Genomic DNA, 17726 nt, shown 5'->3' with positions numbered 1-17726 from the left:
TAGTTTATTTTTTACGAAGACATGGATCCTTTAAGATCTTCACCTTTTAATTTATTAAAGACATCAGTATTCAATTAACGATGTAATAATCATATTATGAGCAGCGGGGTTTATATTGGCAGAGCTCTACAGTGACTGCTTACGTTGTTCAGTCTCAGAGCCATAATCATTAATAGCGGTCCAGCTAACCTGTCCTTTGGCACCAGAAGGCAGGGGATAACGCTGCTCGCCAAAAGGTGCAACCATCATGCTTAATGCAGAAGGTACATCCTGATTTTTAGCCTGTTGAATTTCTTTCCCGCCGACAGTGAGCTGGCCAAAAGTCACATAAAATGGCGTAGGGTTTTTAATCACAAGCTGATTGTTATTATGACTAAACTGTAGCGACTGCCAGGCATTCTTAGCCGCGTGATCGCTTAAAGCCTTTGGGCGATAAAATAATTTAACTTTCGTTTTAATCGCAAGCTGCAAGGTGTTGTTATCTCTCAACGCTTCCGGAATGGCAGATACCGATTTCACATTTGCCATAAACAGGGATTCACGATCCTGTGGTAAGGCGCTTTTATCACCGGTATACACGACATGCAGCAGCGTCTGGCGATTTTCTTCCAGCTTGTAAATCGGTGGGGTAATAACAAATGGTGCTTTACTGTCATCAACGTTACTCACCCAGCTTTGAACCAGGTAACGTTTATCATTATCTTTATTTTTTAATGTAACTTGTACTTCAGCCTGGCTGGCTGGATAAATAATACGTGTGCCGCTAATGACCACACCAGCCTGTGCAATGTTCATAAGAAAAAACGATAAAAAAGAGAAGATAACTAACTGTCTTTTCATTTTTCAGTCCATTGAAAGATTGGCCTTTTCAGGCCAATCAATATTAACGATACATCAGAGTATATGTTGCCTGTGCGCTATAATCGCCGGTAGTTGGTAATGTTGAACCTACCTGAATGACTTCTGCGGTATAGTTAAAGACAATACTGCCACTGTTAGGTTTATTGGTTGTCGATTCCGGATCTGAACCATCAAATTTTATGTAGTTGCTGCTATTCTCCGGTAATAAACGAACACCGAGATTCTTCGCATTACCACTCGCTTGCAGGACTTCATCGTCATAGCCCGTAATACGTGTGCCATTAAATTTAATATTCAGATTACTGATTGCAGAATCACAAGCACCAACTGTAATCGCAAAACTCTGAGAATCACCCACTTTCTTATCAGCGCCAAACGCAGTCTGGCTCAAAGGGTTAAATGTCACCGTACCGCTGGTAGTTGCGCCATTGACATCCACGGTACATGTGTCGGGAATAATTTTGCCTGTAAACGTGACAGTTCCTGTATCAACCGCTAAGGCATGAGTCGCCACAGTTGCAAGCAATAGTCCTGCAAACAAAGTGGAAATATGCTTCTTATACATAATGTATTCCTTACATATGCTAAATATTATTTATAACTAACAGAGAAAAGACAATGTCCATGTCAACAATAACAACAATCAAAAAGCAGACATTTTTTAGGGACAACGTTAATTCATAAATATTATATTACATTTAATATCATAATATTATCATCAGGAACACAATTCATATCCGAGATATGTATAATCAATTGTTTTTAAAGAAAATAATCAATTATGAAATATAATAAACAAACAATTAAGGAAATCTAAAATAAATTAAAAACATAATTACCAACAACACATTACTGAAATAAATAATAAAGACAGGAGGGTAAACGCCAATCTGGCTCCCTACTGAGTAAGGGAGCCAGATGACGCATTGATTAGTTTCCGCCGAACATATCCTTAATCCAACCCGCTACGCCGTCGCTGTCTTTCTTCTCTTGCTGCGCCGGTTGCTGCTGTTGAGGCTGCGGTTGCTGCGGCTGTTGAGAAGATTGATCGAACGGATTACCCGACTGCTGCAGCATTTCCCCCTGCTGACACAGTGAGTCTGGATCGGTGGTCCATACTGGCAGCGTGCGCATCCCACCACTACACACGAAGTTGCCGTCATAGTCTACGCCCATATCCACCACATCCTCCGGTGGCGTCAGCACCAGCGGGGTTGGAGTCTGGTTAGCCAGATAACGCTGATAAATCGACATCGCGCCGCTGGCACCGTACAGCTTGGTTGGCTGGTTGTTATCACGGCCCACCCAGGTGATGGTCACCTGGCTGCCGTCAATCCCGGCGAACCAGGTATCGACGTTGTTGTTGGTGGTCCCGGTTTTACCCGCCAGATGCAGCCCAGGATACTTCGCGCCAAGCTGGCGGCCTGTACCACGCTGAACCACCTGCTGCATGGTCCACAGCGTCATATACGCCGCCTGCGCCGGAACGGCACGCTCAGCCTGCGGGAAGCTCTGGTACAACACCGTGCCATCTTCGGCAATCACCGAACGCAGCGCCGACAGCGGCGCGCGGTTCCCACCGCTGGCAATAGTCTGGAACGCCTGCGCCACTTCGATTGGCGTCAGGTTCAGCGCCCCCAGCAGCATAGCCGGAACCGGGTTAAGCTGATCTTTCGGCGCACCCAGCTTCAGCCAGGTATCGGTCACGGCAGGCAAGCCCAGCGCCATCCCCAGATTCACCGTGGGTACGTTCATTGAGCGCGTTAACGCGTCCACCAGCATCACTTTACCGCTTTCGCTATAGCGACGGTCATCGTTCTGCGGCGACCACACCTGGCCGTTCGGCTGACGCAGCGCAATTGGCGCATCGGCAATCCAGGTATTCAGACGGTACAGCTTCGGCTGGCTGAGCGCCGTCAGATAGGTCGCCGGCTTCGCCAGAGAACCAATCGAACGACGCGCCTGCATCGCACGGTTATAGCCCGCAAACTGCGGCTCTGCCCCGCCAACCATGGCGCGAACTTCACCGCTAAAGCGATCAACCACCACAATCGCCGTTTCCAGATCGCTCAGCTTACGTTGTTTCTTCAGCACCGGAATGCCTTCCACCGCCGCTTTTTCTGCAGCGTCCTGCGCCACGGAATCAAAGGTGGTGAAAATTTTCACGCCGGAGAGATCTTTAACTTTATCGCCGAGCTTCGCCTGTAGCTCCTGACGCACCATCTGCATAAACGCTGGCTGTGGGGAGATCACCCCGCCGCGCGGTTGCACGCCTAACGGACGCGCGCTCAGCATGTCATACAGATCCTGGTCGATAATCTGCTGCTGTTGCAGCAGACGCAGCACCAGGTTACGACGCTCCAGCGCCAGCTTCGGGTTACGCCACGGGTTATAAATCGACGCCCCTTTCACCATCCCAACCAGCAGTGCTTGTTGGTCGAGGCTTAACTCTTCCACCGGACGTCCGAAGTAATACAAGCTCGCCAGCGGGAAGCCACGGATCTCGTTGTCACCGCTCTGGCCGAGATAGACTTCGTTCATGTACAGCTCAAGAATGCGGTCTTTGCTGTAACGCGCATCCATGATCAGCGCCATATAGGCTTCGTTGGCTTTACGCCAGTAGGAGCGCTCGCTGGAGAGGAACAGGTTCTTCACCAACTGCTGGGTCAGCGTACTGGCCCCCTGTACCGTACGACCTGCCGTCAGGTTCGCCAGCACTGCACGGCCAATGGAATAGAGACTGATCCCGTCGTGCTCATAGAAGTGACGGTCTTCTGTCGCCAATAGCGTGTCCACCAGCAGATCCGGGAAGCCGCTACGCGGGACAAACAGACGCTGCTCGCCGTTTGGTGAAGAGAGCATGGTGATCAGACGCGGATCGAGACGGAAGAAACCGAACTGGCGGTTGTTATCCATATTCTCGATGGTGTCCAGATGATCGCCGTCAAAGGTCAGACGCGCGCGCACCTGCCCTTCTTTGCTGTCCGGGAAGTCAAACGGGCGACGAATCATCTCAATGCTCTTCGCCTGTACGGTGAATTCGCCCGGACGCGTCATCTTCGTCACCTGACGATACTGCGTGGCCTCCAGCAGCTTCACCATCTCGTTCTTGCCGATGGGCATTTCTGGCTCAAGGTTAACCATGCGGCCATATACCGCCGCCGGAAGTTGCCAGACTTTGCCATCAATACGGCTACGAATTTTTTGGTCCAGATACACGCCGTAAATGGCGATCAGCACCAAAAAGACAATCGACAGTTTTACCAGCAGCCAGAACCAGCCGCGCTTACCACGAGGCTTACGCCCTTTGCCCTTACCCTTACGCGGCATCGGTTCTTCATCCTCATAGTCATCATCATCATAATCGTCGTCATACTCTTCATCTCTGAGTTGACGACGGCTCACCTTTTGTTTTACCGGACGCGATGGTCTCCCTTTACGTCCAATTGGCTCGCGGTCATTCCCCGCCATGCTTTTTCTCCGCAACATTCAGGCGCAAGGGCCCGATTCTCTGTTCTTCCGTCCTGCGACAGAAGAAGAAATCTCTCAATTATTACCGCTCTTTCGCCGGATGCGGCATAACGCCTTATCCGGCCTACAGTTACATTACGAATACTTTTTGGTGCGCCGCGTTGGCGCGGTATTCGCCGGATCGTCCGGCCAGACGTGTTTCGGATAACGCCCTTTCATCTCTTTTTGCACCTCGCGGTACGATCCCTGCCAGAACGCGCTCAGATCGCTGGTCACCTGTAGCGGTCGTTGGGCCGGAGACAGCAGCTCCAGCACCAGCGGAACGCGGCCCTGAGCGATGGTTGGAGTCCTCGCTTCGCCAAACATTTCCTGCATCCGCACCGCCAGCGCAGGAGGATTATCTTCATGATAGCGAATGGCAATCCGACTCCCCGTCGGCACAGTGTAATGCGCCGGCAGTTCACTATCCAGACGTTGCAGCATTGACCAGTCCAGCAAACCGCGCAATGCCTGACCCACATTTAATGCTTTTAACGCGCGTAAAGAGTGCACACCGCTCATGTGCGGCAACAGCCAGGTCTCCAGCGTCGCCAGCAGAGAATCTTCATCTACCGCAGGCCAGTCATATTCTGGCAACCAGGTCGCCGCACAGTGCAAACGCAGCCGAAACTGCTCGGCCTCCGGCGTCCAGTTGAGCATACTTAGCCCTTTATCGCGAATGCCATTCAACATCGCCTGGTGCAACTCCTCTTCCGAGGGTTTAGCCAGCGGCTGGACTTTTACCGTGAGCTGACCAATGCGCGAGCGGCGTAAGGCTTTTAATGTGCCCTGGGTTTCATCCCACTCGATAGTGTCGGACTGCTGGAGCAGTTCAGGACACGTCTGCATCAGCACGTCAATCTCCAGCGGCAGGGCCAGCAGAATACGCGCATCCGGCGAAGCGCTGCCCTGTAGCAACAGGGGGGCTATCAGCCATTCATGGCGTCCGGAAGCGTCATCAGCATCCAACATTGCGCCCATACCATTAGCCAGTTGATAACGCCCTTCCTGCCCACGTCGACGCGCGATCCGGTCGGCAAACGCCTGCGCCAGCAACGGGGAAAGCAGCGTACTGTCGGGCTGTCCGCTGCGAGCATTGAGCCGTTTCAGCAATTGTTGGCTGCGCTGCTGCCAGGCGGGGTGATTGCGTGAAAACGCCACAGCCAGATCGGTACAGCCACCACGCGGCGGCTCTTCCAGAATCGCTGCCAGTTTTGCCGCCGTTGCCGCTTCGGTATCATTGCTGGCGCTGACCAGCATCGCCGCCAGGCGAGGATCGTTCCCCAACATCGCCATTTTCTGCCCGCGAGCGCTGAGCCTGTCACCCGCAAGCGCACCCAGCATCTGCAACAGTTGTTTTGCCGCCTGCAGGTTGATAGCGGGCGGCGTATCCAGCCAGTTTAGTTGCGCGGGATCGGTGCATCCCCATTGCAGCAACTCCATTAGCAGCCCGGACAGATCGCTCTGTAATATCTCCGGCTCCCCTTGCGGGGCCGCTCTTTCCGCCTGTTCTTTGGCCAGCAGATGCAGACAAATTCCGGGTTCCAGACGCCCTGCGCGTCCCGCTCGCTGCGTCATCGAGGCTTGGCTAATGCGCTGGGTAATCAGTCGCGTCAGTCCAGTGCGCGCGTCATAGCGCGCCACGCGCTCCTGAGCGCAGTCTACCACTAGCCGAATACCTTCAATCGTTAAGCTGGTTTCAGCAATGTTGGTGGCCAGCACCACTTTGCGCTGGCCTTGCGGCGCGGGCAAAATCGCCTGACGCTGCTCGGCAAGCGTCAGCGCGCCATACAGTGGGCACAGCACAACATCGCTGCCCACACGCGTTGTCAGTTGCTCCTGCACGCGCTGGATTTCCCCAACGCCCGGTAAAAACAGCAGCAGCGACCCGCTTTCATAGCGCAGTAGCTCCGCCGTGGCTATCGCCACCGCTTCGTCAAAACGCAGATGTGCCACCAGCGGTTGATACCGTCGCTCGACCGGAAATGTGCGGCCTTCAGAGATAATCATGGGCGCATCGGGCAATAACTGCTGCAAGCGCCCGTTATCGAGCGTTGCGGACATGATCAACAGTTTCAGATCGTCACGCAGACCTTGCTGTACATCCAGCAGCAGCGCCAGCGCCAGGTCGGCCTGCAGACTCCGTTCGTGAAATTCATCGAGGATCACTAATCCGACGTCCGTAAGTTCGGGATCGCGTTGGATCATGCGCGTCAGGACGCCTTCCGTCACCACTTCCAGCCGGGTCTGCGGCCCCACGCAGCTTTGCGCGCGCATGCGATACCCCACGGTCTCGCCGGGCTTTTCGTTCAGCAACTCCGCCAACCGCTGCGCCACATTGCGTGCCGCCAGACGGCGCGGCTCCAGCAAAATTATCCGCCCCTTGATGCCACCATGCTCAAGCAGTCGCAACGGCAGCCAGGTCGATTTCCCGGCACCGGTCGGCGCGGTCAGCAGAACCTGCGGCGAGGCATCAAGGGCGGTAAGCAGTTCAGGCACTACGGCGGCAACGGGCAACGACGTCACAAATGGCTCCAGAGGGTTAACATTCTTCGCGCTGCATTGTAGCATCGCGTTAATTCATAACCGAGTATCCATCATGTCTGAGCCAAAAAGGCTGTTCTTTGCGATTGAATTGCCTGCCGAGGTTCGGGAGCAGTTAATCCACTGGCGAGCCGCGCAGTTCCCTCCTGAAGCAGGCCGTCCCGTCGCCGCCGAGAATCTGCATCTGACGTTGGCCTTTTTAGGTGATGTCAGCGCAGAGAAGCAACAGGTGTTGTCGCAGCTAGCCGGACGCATTCGCCAGCCCGGTTTTACGCTCAAACTGGATGATGCCGGGCAATGGCTGCGTTCGCGAGTAGTGTGGCTGGGGATGCGTCAGCCGCCGCGCGGACTGTTACAACTGGCGAATATGCTGCGGGCGCAGGCCTCACGCAGCGGGTGCTATCAAAGCCCGCAGCCGTTTCACCCGCATATCACGCTGCTGCGCGATGCCGGACACGCGGTTCCCATTCCGCCCCCCGGCTTTGGCTGGTCGTTCCCGGTCACCGGGTTTGCGCTCTATTCCTCCACATTCACGCGGGGGCGTACGCGTTACACGCAGTTGCAACGCTGGATGCTGACTGAATAATCAAAGGGACTGTTCATGCAATTTTCTCCACCTTTACAACCCGCTACGCTCATCCAGCGCTACAAGCGTTTTTTAGCGGATGTGATCACACCGGATGGCACTACGTTAACGTTACACTGCCCAAATACCGGCGCGATGACCGGATGCGCAACGCCAGGTGATACCGTCTGGTATTCAACGTCAGAAAATACCAAACGGAAATATCCGCATACCTGGGAATTAACGCAAACGCAATCCGGGGCATTTATTTGTGTTAACACTCTGTGGGCGAACAGATTAGCGAAAGAGGCGATTCAGCAGTCGCTAATTTCAGAAGTTTCAGGCTATAGCATATTGAAAAGTGAAGTAAAATACGGCGCTGAAGGGAGTCGTATAGACTTTTTGTTACAGGCGGATTCCCGACCTGACTGCTATATTGAAGTGAAATCAGTCACGTTGGCGGAAAAAGATCAGGGTTATTTTCCCGATGCCATCACTGAACGAGGTCAGAAACATCTTCGGGAATTGATGAGCGTAGCGGCTGAAGGTAAGCGGGCGGTGATATTTTTCGCTGTGCTACATTCAGACATTACACGGTTTTCACCCGCGCGCCATATTGATACGAAATATGCGCAATTATTGGTCGAAGCTCGGCAAAAGGGGGTCGAAATTCTGGTTTATAAAGCGGAACTTTCTGCCCATGGTATGACTCTTAAAGAGCCGTTGCCCATTACCTTGTAATGGTGTAAACATCTGGTTAATTAATATTCTGGGCGCGTGTGCAAATACGCTTTTCCTCACAGGGTTGTCAAGTGTTACGTTTAGATAATTGCTATCCGGAAAAGCATCTGCTATTTATAGCGACCTGATTTTTCCCCCGAACATGGGGATCGATAGTGCGTGTTAAGGAGAAGCAACATGCAAGAAGGGCAAAACCGTAAAACATCGTCCCTGAGTATTCTCGCCATCGCTGGGGTGGAGCCGTACCAGGAGAAACCGGGCGAAGAGTATATGAACGAAGCCCAGCTGTCGCACTTCAGGCGTATTCTTGAGGCATGGCGTAATCAACTTAGGGATGAAGTCGATCGCACCGTATCTCATATGCAAGACGAAGCGGCTAACTTCCCTGATCCGGTGGACCGCGCCGCGCAGGAAGAAGAATTCAGCCTTGAGCTGCGTAACCGTGACCGTGAGCGCAAACTGATCAAAAAGATCGAGAAGACGCTGAAGAAGGTAGAAGACGAAGATTTCGGCTACTGCGAATCATGCGGCGTAGAAATTGGTATTCGCCGTCTGGAAGCGCGTCCGACAGCCGATCTGTGTATCGACTGCAAAACGCTGGCAGAAATCCGCGAAAAACAAATGGCAGGTTAATTCCGGTCATTTTTACCACGTTTACTACAGGCGGGAGTTTCTCCCGCCTTATTATTTGTTAGTCCGCAAAATGAGCGATTCACACTATATTGGCCGCTTCGCCCCCTCCCCTTCCGGCGAACTGCACTTCGGTTCACTCATTGCCGCCCTCGGGAGCTACCTGCAGGCCCGTGCCCGGCGCGGCATCTGGCGAGTACGTATTGAAGACATTGACCCCCCTCGTGAAGTTCCCGGTGCTGCAGAGACGATTCTGCGTCAGCTGGAACATTACGGCCTGCACTGGGATGGCGAAATTTTATGGCAATCCCAGCGTCATGAAGCCTACCGAGAGGCGCTTAGCTGGCTGCATCAGCAGGATCTGAGCTATTACTGCACCTGTACACGGGCGCGTATTCAAAGCGTCGGCGGTATTTACGACGGCCACTGCCGTGAGTTACGCCTCGGGCCAGAGCAGGCGGCTGTCCGCATCAAGCAACGCCGCCCCGTGTTGCAGTTTACTGACCGGCTACGCGGTGTAATTCAGGCTGACCCGCAACTTGCTGGCGAAGATTTTATTATTCACCGCCGCGACGGGCTGTTTGCCTATAACCTCGCGGTAGTGGTAGATGACCATTTCCAGGGCGTGACGGAAATTGTGCGCGGCGCCGATCTCATAGAACCGACGGTGCGGCAAATTTCGTTGTATCAGCAGTTTGGCTGGCAGGCGCCAGACTATATTCATCTGCCGCTGGCGCTTAACGAACAAGGCGCTAAACTTTCCAAACAAAATCATGCACCTGCCCTGCCGCAAGGCGATCCACGTCCGGTGATTATTGCCGCGCTGCGCTTTCTCGGCCAGCGTGCGGATATCGCGTGGCAGGAAATGCAGGTCGATCAGATCCTTCAGTTTGCCGTCAAAAACTGGAGTCTGACAACGGTGCCAGAATCAGCGATCGTAAATACGCCATTCTCAAATGCGCCACGCTGAGCTATGATTAGCCGCTATTTTTACACAGCAACACTTGTTCTGATTGAAGTTTGACACTACCGAGGTGCACTATTTTTACCCGAGTCGCTAATTTTTGCCGCAAGGTGCTAAGCCGCGAGGAGCGCGAGGCCGAGCTTGCCGTCGCCCGTCCACATATGACGGTAATCCCGCGTGAGCAGCACTCAATCTCCCGCAAAGATATCAGTGAAAATGCCCTGAAGGTAATGTACAGGCTCAATAAGGCCGGATACGAGGCATGGCTGGTTGGCGGGGGCGTGCGCGATCTTTTGCTGGGCAAAAAGCCAAAAGATTTTGATGTCACCACTAACGCAACGCCGGATCAGGTGCGAAAACTGTTTCGCAACTGTCGTCTGGTCGGTCGCCGTTTCCGCCTTGCGCATGTGATGTTTGGCCCGGAAATTATCGAAGTGGCGACCTTTCGCGGCCATCATGAAGGCAGCGAAGCCGATCGCACCACGTCGCAACGCGGGCAAAACGGTATGCTGCTGCGAGATAACATCTTTGGCTCCATTGAAGAAGATGCCCAGCGTCGCGATTTCACGATCAACAGCCTGTATTACAGCGTGGCCGATTTCACCGTGCGTGATTACGTCGGTGGCATGCAGGATCTCGAAGAAGGCATCATTCGCCTGATCGGTAATCCGGAAACGCGCTATCGCGAAGATCCCGTACGTATGCTGCGCGCCGTGCGCTTTGCCGCCAAGCTCGACATGCGTATCAGCCCGGAAACCGCAGAGCCGATCCCGCGTCTGGCAACGCTGTTGAACGACATTCCTCCCGCACGCCTGTTTGAAGAAGCGCTTAAGCTGTTACAGGCGGGCTATGGGTATGAAACCTATAAAAAACTGCGTGAGTACAGCCTGTTCCAGCCGCTGTTCCCAACCATTACGCGCTACTTCACCGAAGACGGTGACAGCCCGATGGAACGCATTATCGCCCAGGTGCTGAAGAATACCGATAACCGCATTAACAATGATATGCGCGTTAACCCGGCGTTCTTGTTCGCCGCCATGTTCTGGTATCCGTTACTGGAAGCCGCACAGAAAATCGCGCAAGAAAGCGGCCTGGCCTATTACGACGCTTTCGCACTGGCAATGAATGACGTACTCGACGAAGCCTGTCGCTCGCTGGCAATCCCGAAACGATTAACCTCGCTGACCCGCGATATCTGGCAGTTGCAGTTACGCATGTCCCGTCGTCAGGGCAAACGCGCCTGGAAGCTGATGGAACATCCGAAGTTCCGCGCCGCCTACGACCTGCTGGCCCTGCGTGCAGAAGTGGAAAACAACGCCGAGCTGCAGCGTCTGGCTCAATGGTGGGGTGAATTCCAGGTTTCAGCGCCGCCGGAGCAAAAAGGCATGCTGAACGAGCTGGATGAAGAGCCTGAACGTCGTCGTCATCGTCGCCCACGTAAACGCGCGCCACGCCGCGAGGGCTCCGCGTGACCAATCGCGAATACCCAATGGATTTCGGGTTGCATCAAGGCGGCGACACAGCGAACTCCCGGGAGCGTACATCAGTACGTGAGTGGGATGAGCGAGGAAAGCCAACACAGATGCAGCTTGAAAGACGACGGGTATATATCGCTATTGGCAGCAACCTCGCCTCCCCGCTGGAGCGGGTGAATGCTGCCGTACAGGCGATCGGTGAAATTCCCGACAGCCGCATTGTGGCCGTCTCTTCATTTTACCGCACACCGCCATTAGGCCCACAGGATCAGCCCGATTACCTGAACGCCGCCGTGGCGCTGGATACCGCTCTCGCCCCAGAAGAATTGCTTAACCATACCCAGCGCATTGAGCTGCAGCAGGGGCGTGTGCGCAAGGCCGAACGCTGGGGTCCGCGTACGCTGGATCTCGACATTATGCTGTTTGGCAATGAAGTGATTAACACCGACCGTCTGACCGTGCCGCACTACGACATGAAAAACCGGGGCTTTATGCTGTGGCCGCTGTTTGAGATCGCCCCTGATCTGATCTTTCCGGATGGTATCAGCTTGCATCAGCATCTCACCGATCTTGGTGCGGCAAAACCCGCCCACTGGTAAAACATAGCCTCCCCTTTAGCGTTTACTGCTTTAGCGCCAAACGATTGCTTAAATCAATTGCCCCCCTGAATGTGACTGTTAGAATGCCGGTAAATATGACTTTCATCATCAGGAAATGTTATGAAACCGACCACCATTTCGCTGTTACAGAAATGCAAACAGGAAAAGAAACGCTTCGCCACCATTACCGCGTACGATTACAGCTTCGCCAAATTATTCGCCGATGAAGGCATCAACGTGATGCTGGTGGGCGACTCACTGGGCATGACAATTCAGGGGCACGACTCCACCCTGCCGGTCACCGTGGAAGATATCGCCTACCACACCCGCGCCGTTCGCCGTGGCGCGCCGAACTGCCTGCTGCTCTCCGACCTGCCGTTTATGGCTTATGCCACGCCGGAACAGACGTTTGAAAACGCGGCCATCGTGATGCGTGCGGGGGCCAATATGGTCAAGATTGAAGGCGGCGCATGGTTGGTTGATACGGTGAAAATGCTCACCGAACGCGCCGTCCCGGTTTGTGGTCATCTGGGGCTGACGCCGCAATCGGTGAATATCTTCGGCGGCTATAAAATTCAGGGCCGCGGCGACGCCGGGCAGGTACTGCTGGATGACGCGCTGGCCTTAGAAGCGGCAGGCGCTCAACTGCTGGTGCTGGAATGCGTGCCGGTTGAACTGGCGAAGCGCGTTACTGAAGCGCTGTCGATTCCGGTGATCGGCATCGGCGCGGGCAACGTCACCGATGGTCAGATCCTGGTAATGCACGATGCGTTTGGCATCACCGGCGGTCATATTCCAAAATTCGCGAAAAATTTCCTTACCGAAGCGGGCGACATACGCGCCGCCGTACGGCAGTATATGGCAGAAGTGGAGTCCGGCGTTTATCCGGGCGAAGAACACAGTTTCCATTAAGGAGTCCAGGTGTGTTAATTATCGAAACCCTGCCGCTGCTGCGTCAGCATATCCGTCGTCTGCGCCAGGAAGGCAAACGCGTCGCATTGGTTCCCTCTATGGGCAATCTGCACGACGGCCACATGAAACTGGTCGATGAGGCAAAAGCCCGAGCTGATGTGGTCATCGTCAGCATTTTCGTCAATCCGATGCAATTCGACAGACCGGAAGATTTGGTGCGCTATCCGCGCACGCTGCAGGAAGACTGCGAAAAACTGAACAAGCGCAAAGTCGATTATGTCTTTGCTCCAGCCGTTGAGGAAATCTACCCGCAGGGGCTGGAAGGCCAGACGTACGTTGATGTTCCCGGCCTCTCTACCATGCTGGAAGGCGCCAGCCGTCCGGGCCACTTCCGCGGTGTCTCAACTATCGTCAGCAAGCTGTTCAACCTGATCCAGCCGGATATCGCCTGCTTTGGCGAGAAGGATTTCCAGCAACTGGCGCTGATTCGCAAAATGGTCGCCGATCTGGGCTACGACATTGAGATAGTCGGCGTGCCGATTATCCGCGCCAAAGATGGTCTGGCGCTCAGCTCGCGTAACGGGTATCTGACGGCAGAGCAGCGTAAAATCGCCCCAGGATTATACAAAGTGATGAGCGGCATCGGCGAAAAGTTACAGGCCGGTGAGCGTGACCTGGACGAGATGATTGCCATTGCAGCGCAAGAACTGAATGAAAAAGGCTTCCGCGCCGACGACATTCAGATCCGCGATGCCGACACGCTGCTTGAACTCACCGAAAACAGCAAACGTGCGGTCATTCTGGTCGCCGCATGGCTGGGACAGGCGCGTTTGATCGATAATCAAAGCGTTACATTAGCCCAGTAGACAGGGGTTAAAAATCGGGCAATACTGCCTGAGAATTTCCAAAGCAGGCTTCAAGCGCCTGCTTAGCCAAGATAAACGACAGGGTATAGAAGTTATGATTCGCACCATGCTGCAAGGCAAGCTCCACCGCGTAAAAGTCACGCAGGCGGACCTGCACTACGAAGGTTCCTGTGCCATTGACCAGGATTTCCTCGATGCCTCCGGTATTCTGGAAAACGAAGCGATTGATATCTGGAACGTGACCAATGGGAAACGTTTCTCAACCTATGCGATTGCGGCTGAACGCGGCTCCAAAATCATCTCGGTGAACGGTGCGGCGGCGCATTGCGCTGAGGTTGGCGACATTGTGATTATCGCCAGCTTCGTCACCATGTCTGATGAAGAAGCCCGGACATGGCGGCCGAAAGTGGCCTACTTTGAAGGCGACAACGAAATGAAGCGCACCGCGAAAGCTATTCCGGTCCAGGTTGCCTGATAGTCCTTACCCCTGCGGCTGATTGACGATCAGCCGCGACATCGTTTCCAGCGAATCCGTGCGTAAAATATACAGCCTTTTGAGCAGCATCGGATTATCGCCCGGCTTCACCTTCCCTCTCACCGTGGTTACCGCCATGTGAAATCCCGCATCGCCCGCCGCTTTTACCGCCGTGGCGTTATAACCGCCAAACGGATATGAAAGATACAGGACGTGAGGATTGAACTGGGACAGCGCCCGCCGCGAACGGGCAAAATCGAACAGAATGTTGTGATAGTTGCGGCTCAGCAGGATCGGCCGATGATGAGCGTCCACTCGATGTAAAAAATGGGTATGCGACTGGAAGTCAAACACATCCCTGATCCCATTCAGTTCAGAGACGCTCATAAACTGTAGCGATTTCGGATCCCACTTCTGCGGATGGCGCTTAATGCGTGACGAGATGATAAACGCCGTCGCCTTCATGCCGTTCTGTTTCAACACCGGATAAGCATAACGACTCACCGACTTCAGACCATCGTCGAAAGTCAGCACCACCGCCCGCGCCGGGAGGTTCATATTGTTGCGTACATAGCCTTCCAGTTGATACATCGTCAGCGTCGTGTAGCCGCGATCGTGTAGCCAGGCCATCTGGTTGCTAAAAGCGCGTACGGAGGTTGTGGTGGAGGTGTGACGAAAGCGGGTATTCTCTTCATCACGCAGAATATGATGATAGGTTAACACCGGGATGCCGTTATCTTCCTGCGCATCCAGAGCACTGATATAGGCCAGTCTGCCGCCAATGCGGATCTGGTACCACGTCTGGTTGAGTCGGTCTTTAAGCTTACTGATTATGGGATAGCGCAGATTATCCGCCAGCACGCCAAACGGGGCGCTACCGACATCCGGGGCATTATAAACCGGTGTATCTTTCCAGGTAATCAGGCTTTGATTGCTGAGGGGTTTATTGAGATCGCCCAAACCATCGTCAACTTTCTGCCGCCCCTGAACAGGCTCCAGATGCCCTTTATCAATAAACCCGGTACCAAAGCCAAAGGTAAATTCGTAATAGTCAGCCGCTATCGGCTCTACGGCAAGGATCTGCCCGGCGCGAACATTCCCCACCGTCACCATTTTGTCACCTATCTGCGCCCACACGGCAGCCGCTTCGGTAGTTTGCATGTAGCGAGCAGGCAAAGCCGCAGCTACGCTGCCAGAAGACAGGAGCAACAAAATAAGCACAACGCGCATAACCATATGAGATAACCGAACCGAGGCGAGAAACCTCGGCTATTGTAGCAAAAGCGCCATCAATACCAACGATTAATACTCGTACAAATCATGCTTCAACACGAAGGGGGGATTTTTTTGTTGTTGATGCCAGAGGCTTGAGACTTCCGGCCCGCCAAGCGTAACAATGCAATCGCGAAACGCAGAACTGCTCATTGATTCCCGCGACGAAAGCATTCGCTCAAGCAATGAATAGCTGATACCTGAAATCACTTCACACTGGGGGTGTTTGTGGCTCATTAACGAGGCCACGCGGTACGGTGCGGCCCCCGCGGTATCCGTCAGGAAGATCACGCCCTCGCCTGAGTCAGTAGCATGCAGAGCGTGGCACATCATGCGGCTCAGCATATTTGAGCTGAGCCCACGCCAAAAACTTACCGCCTGGCATTGGGCCAACGGGCCGTGCTTCTGCTCCAGACGATGCAGCATATCCTGTGCCTTATCGTCATGACAGGTAATTACCCAACCTAACATTGCCTTCCTCCTTAGCAGGCAAGTAGTTTATCAATGTGATAAATCCATAATGGTGATAAGCGTCAAAAGTCTTCCTCTCCCGAGCAGAGAGAGGAAGAAAGAATTAACTGCGCAAACCGCGTCCACGCTGGATCAGGTACCAGCACAGCAAATAAAACACCGCGATGAACACCACCAGCACGCCAAACGTGGTGACCAGCGGAACATCATGGATACCCAGGAAGCCGTAGCGGAATCCGCTGATCATGTAGACAATTGGGTTCAGGTGCGACAGCCCCTGCCAGAACGGCGGCAGCAGCGTTAACGAATAGAATACGCCCCCCAGGTAGGTCAGTGGTGTTAGTACGAAGGTTGGGATCAGGCTGATATCGTCAAAGGTTTTGGCGAAGACTGCATTCAGTAAGCCCGCCAGCGAGAACAGTATCGCGGTCAGCACCAATGTGAGCGCCACAAACACCCACGAATGTACCTGGAACGGCACAAAGAACAGCGACACCGCGGTAACCAGAATGCCCACGCACAGCCCGCGCGCCACGCCGCCGCCGACAAAACCAGCGATAATGACGTGCGTCGGTACCGGAGCGACCAGCAGTTCTTCAATATTGCGTTGAAACTTGGCGCTAAAGAATGACGATGCCACGTTAGCGTACGAGTTGGTGATTACTGCCATCATAATCAGCCCCGGCACAATAAACTGCATGTAGCTAAAACCATGCATTTCGCCGATACGCGAGCCAATCAAATTACCAAAAATAATAAAATAGAGCGTCATGGTGATGACGGGAGGAACCAGAGTCTGGACCCAGATACGCATAAAGCGGTGGATCTCTTTCGCCCAGATGCTTTTCAGCGCAACCCAATACAGCTGCATCATGCGCGATCTCCTTGTTTTTCATGCACCAGAGAAACAAACAGTTCTTCCAGTCGGTTCGCTTTGTTACGCATACTTAATACCTGAATACCCTGGGCGCTCAGTTGTGAGAACACGCTGTTAACCCCTTGCTCACGCAGAACTTCCACTTCCAGCGTCGAGGTATCAACCAGACGATACTGATACCCTTCCAGTTTTGGCAGCGGGCTTTTCGGCGCCAGATCGAGAATAAAGGTTTCTGATTTCAGTTTAGAGAGCAGGCTCTTCATGGAGGTATTTTCCACCAGCTCGCCGTGCTGAATAATACCGATATTGCGACACAGCATTTCCGCTTCTTCGAGATAGTGGGTGGTCAGAATAATTGTGGTGCCTTTGTCGTTTAAATCTTTTAAAAAGCCCCACATTGAACGACGTAGCTCAATGTCGACGCCCGCTGTCGGTTCGTCGAGAATCAACAGCTTTGGCTCATGCATCAGCGCACGAGCGATCATCAGACGACGTTTCATCCCGCCGGAAAGCATACGCGCACGTTCGTTACGCTTTTCCCACAAGTCGAGCTGTTTTAGATATATTTCGCTACGCTTAACGGCTTCTTTATGCTCAACGCCGTAGTAACCTGCCTGGTTGACCACGATCTGCTGCACGGTTTCAAACGGGTTAAAGTTAAACTCCTGCGGCACCAGACCAAGCTGACGTTTAGCGTTAACCGTATCTTTATCGAGATCGTATCCGAAGACGCTTACCCGTCCGGAAGTTTTATTCACCAGCGAACTGATAATGCCGATGGTGGTGGATTTACCTGCGCCATTCGGTCCCAAAAGCGCATAAAAATCACCCGCTTCGACTTGCAAATCTATGCCGCGTAGCGCCTGCACGCCACCGGGATAGGTTTTCTTAAGTTCTTGAAGTTCCAGAGCAATGGTCATGGTTTTTTACTTACCTTACGTTCTGACATTTCATATATAGTTTA

The 17726-nt window shown here is 53.4% G+C and carries 17 protein-coding genes; 9 read left to right on the top strand and 8 right to left on the bottom strand.

The window, feature by feature from the left end:
* Positions 1-126: 126 nt before the first annotated feature.
* The 4 genes from FDX09_RS04475 to hrpB all read right to left on the bottom strand — a co-directional run bounded on the left by FDX09_RS04475 (position 127) and on the right by hrpB (position 6897).
* Positions 127-840 carry a molecular chaperone gene (locus FDX09_RS04475; RefSeq protein WP_249359971.1) on the bottom strand — a complete coding sequence of 238 codons (714 nt, stop codon included), beginning with the start codon at positions 838-840 and terminating at the stop codon, positions 127-129.
* 43 nt (positions 841-883) lie between these two features.
* A complete protein-coding gene (locus FDX09_RS04470; RefSeq protein ID WP_137346846.1) occupies positions 884-1426 on the bottom strand; it encodes a fimbrial protein in 543 nt (180 codons plus the stop codon).
* Positions 1427-1791: 365 nt separating this feature from the next.
* Positions 1792-4332, bottom strand: coding sequence for a bifunctional glycosyl transferase/transpeptidase (gene mrcB, locus FDX09_RS04465; protein ID WP_137346845.1), 2541 nt, complete (start codon positions 4330-4332; stop codon positions 1792-1794).
* A gap of 135 nt (positions 4333-4467) precedes the next feature.
* Complete coding sequence (gene hrpB / locus FDX09_RS04460; protein ID WP_170973225.1) at positions 4468-6897, bottom strand: ATP-dependent helicase HrpB; 2430 nt, start codon at positions 6895-6897, stop codon at positions 4468-4470.
* A gap of 73 nt (positions 6898-6970) precedes the next feature.
* On the opposite strand from hrpB, the gene thpR reads away from it, so the two are divergent.
* The 9 genes from thpR (at position 6971) to panD (ending at position 14142) form a co-directional block, all read left to right on the top strand.
* The gene (gene thpR, locus FDX09_RS04455) at positions 6971-7501 is read left to right on the top strand and encodes an RNA 2',3'-cyclic phosphodiesterase (protein ID WP_137346843.1); all 531 of its coding nucleotides are present in this window, start codon (positions 6971-6973) and stop codon (positions 7499-7501) included.
* A gap of 15 nt (positions 7502-7516) precedes the next feature.
* Positions 7517-8221, top strand: coding sequence for a DNA/RNA nuclease SfsA (sfsA, locus tag FDX09_RS04450; protein WP_121528593.1), 705 nt, complete (start codon positions 7517-7519; stop codon positions 8219-8221).
* Between the two features lie 177 nt (positions 8222-8398).
* Positions 8399-8854, top strand: a complete 456-nt coding sequence (dksA, locus tag FDX09_RS04445; protein ID WP_003018625.1) for an RNA polymerase-binding protein DksA — start codon at positions 8399-8401, stop codon at positions 8852-8854.
* A 70-nt stretch (positions 8855-8924) separates the two neighbouring features.
* Positions 8925-9821: a tRNA glutamyl-Q(34) synthetase GluQRS gene (gluQRS, locus tag FDX09_RS04440; RefSeq protein WP_069324033.1), complete on the top strand. Its 897-nt coding sequence runs from the start codon at positions 8925-8927 to the stop codon at positions 9819-9821.
* 71 nt (positions 9822-9892) lie between these two features.
* The gene (pcnB, locus tag FDX09_RS04435) at positions 9893-11287 is read left to right on the top strand and encodes a polynucleotide adenylyltransferase PcnB (protein WP_204525718.1); all 1395 of its coding nucleotides are present in this window, start codon (positions 9893-9895) and stop codon (positions 11285-11287) included.
* A 110-nt stretch (positions 11288-11397) separates the two neighbouring features.
* The gene (gene folK, locus FDX09_RS04430; protein WP_137346860.1) at positions 11398-11889 is read left to right on the top strand and encodes a 2-amino-4-hydroxy-6-hydroxymethyldihydropteridine diphosphokinase; all 492 of its coding nucleotides are present in this window, start codon (positions 11398-11400) and stop codon (positions 11887-11889) included.
* A gap of 120 nt (positions 11890-12009) precedes the next feature.
* Entirely contained in the window at positions 12010-12801 is a 792-nt protein-coding gene (gene panB / locus FDX09_RS04425) for a 3-methyl-2-oxobutanoate hydroxymethyltransferase (protein WP_121528591.1), read from the top strand.
* Between the two features lie 11 nt (positions 12802-12812).
* A complete protein-coding gene (panC, locus tag FDX09_RS04420) occupies positions 12813-13667 on the top strand; it encodes a pantoate--beta-alanine ligase (RefSeq protein ID WP_085048292.1) in 855 nt (284 codons plus the stop codon).
* Between the two features lie 94 nt (positions 13668-13761).
* Positions 13762-14142 carry an aspartate 1-decarboxylase gene (panD, locus tag FDX09_RS04415; RefSeq protein ID WP_023178331.1) on the top strand — a complete coding sequence of 127 codons (381 nt, stop codon included), beginning with the start codon at positions 13762-13764 and terminating at the stop codon, positions 14140-14142.
* Positions 14143-14148: 6 nt separating this feature from the next.
* On the opposite strand, the gene FDX09_RS04410 is transcribed toward panD, so the two are convergent.
* From FDX09_RS04410 to FDX09_RS04395, 4 genes are all read right to left on the bottom strand, one after another.
* Positions 14149-15378: a polysaccharide deacetylase family protein gene (locus FDX09_RS04410; RefSeq protein ID WP_137346842.1), complete on the bottom strand. Its 1230-nt coding sequence runs from the start codon at positions 15376-15378 to the stop codon at positions 14149-14151.
* Between the two features lie 66 nt (positions 15379-15444).
* On the bottom strand, positions 15445-15885 hold the full coding sequence (locus FDX09_RS04405; protein ID WP_038637318.1) for a PTS sugar transporter subunit IIA: 441 nt from the start codon (positions 15883-15885) through the stop codon (positions 15445-15447).
* A gap of 103 nt (positions 15886-15988) precedes the next feature.
* The gene (locus FDX09_RS04400; protein WP_038637314.1) at positions 15989-16759 is read right to left on the bottom strand and encodes an ABC transporter permease; all 771 of its coding nucleotides are present in this window, start codon (positions 16757-16759) and stop codon (positions 15989-15991) included.
* Positions 16756-17682, bottom strand: a complete 927-nt coding sequence (locus tag FDX09_RS04395; RefSeq protein WP_038637310.1) for an ABC transporter ATP-binding protein — start codon at positions 17680-17682, stop codon at positions 16756-16758. Before FDX09_RS04395 ends, FDX09_RS04400 begins: the two co-directional genes overlap by 4 nt.
* Positions 17683-17726: the final 44 nt, after the last annotated feature.

Source organism: Citrobacter sp. wls717 (assembly GCF_005280955.1).
Lineage (GTDB): Bacteria > Pseudomonadota > Gammaproteobacteria > Enterobacterales > Enterobacteriaceae > Citrobacter > Citrobacter werkmanii.
The sequence above is the reverse complement of the archived record's forward strand: the minus strand, read 5'-3'. Positions and strand labels throughout refer to the sequence as shown.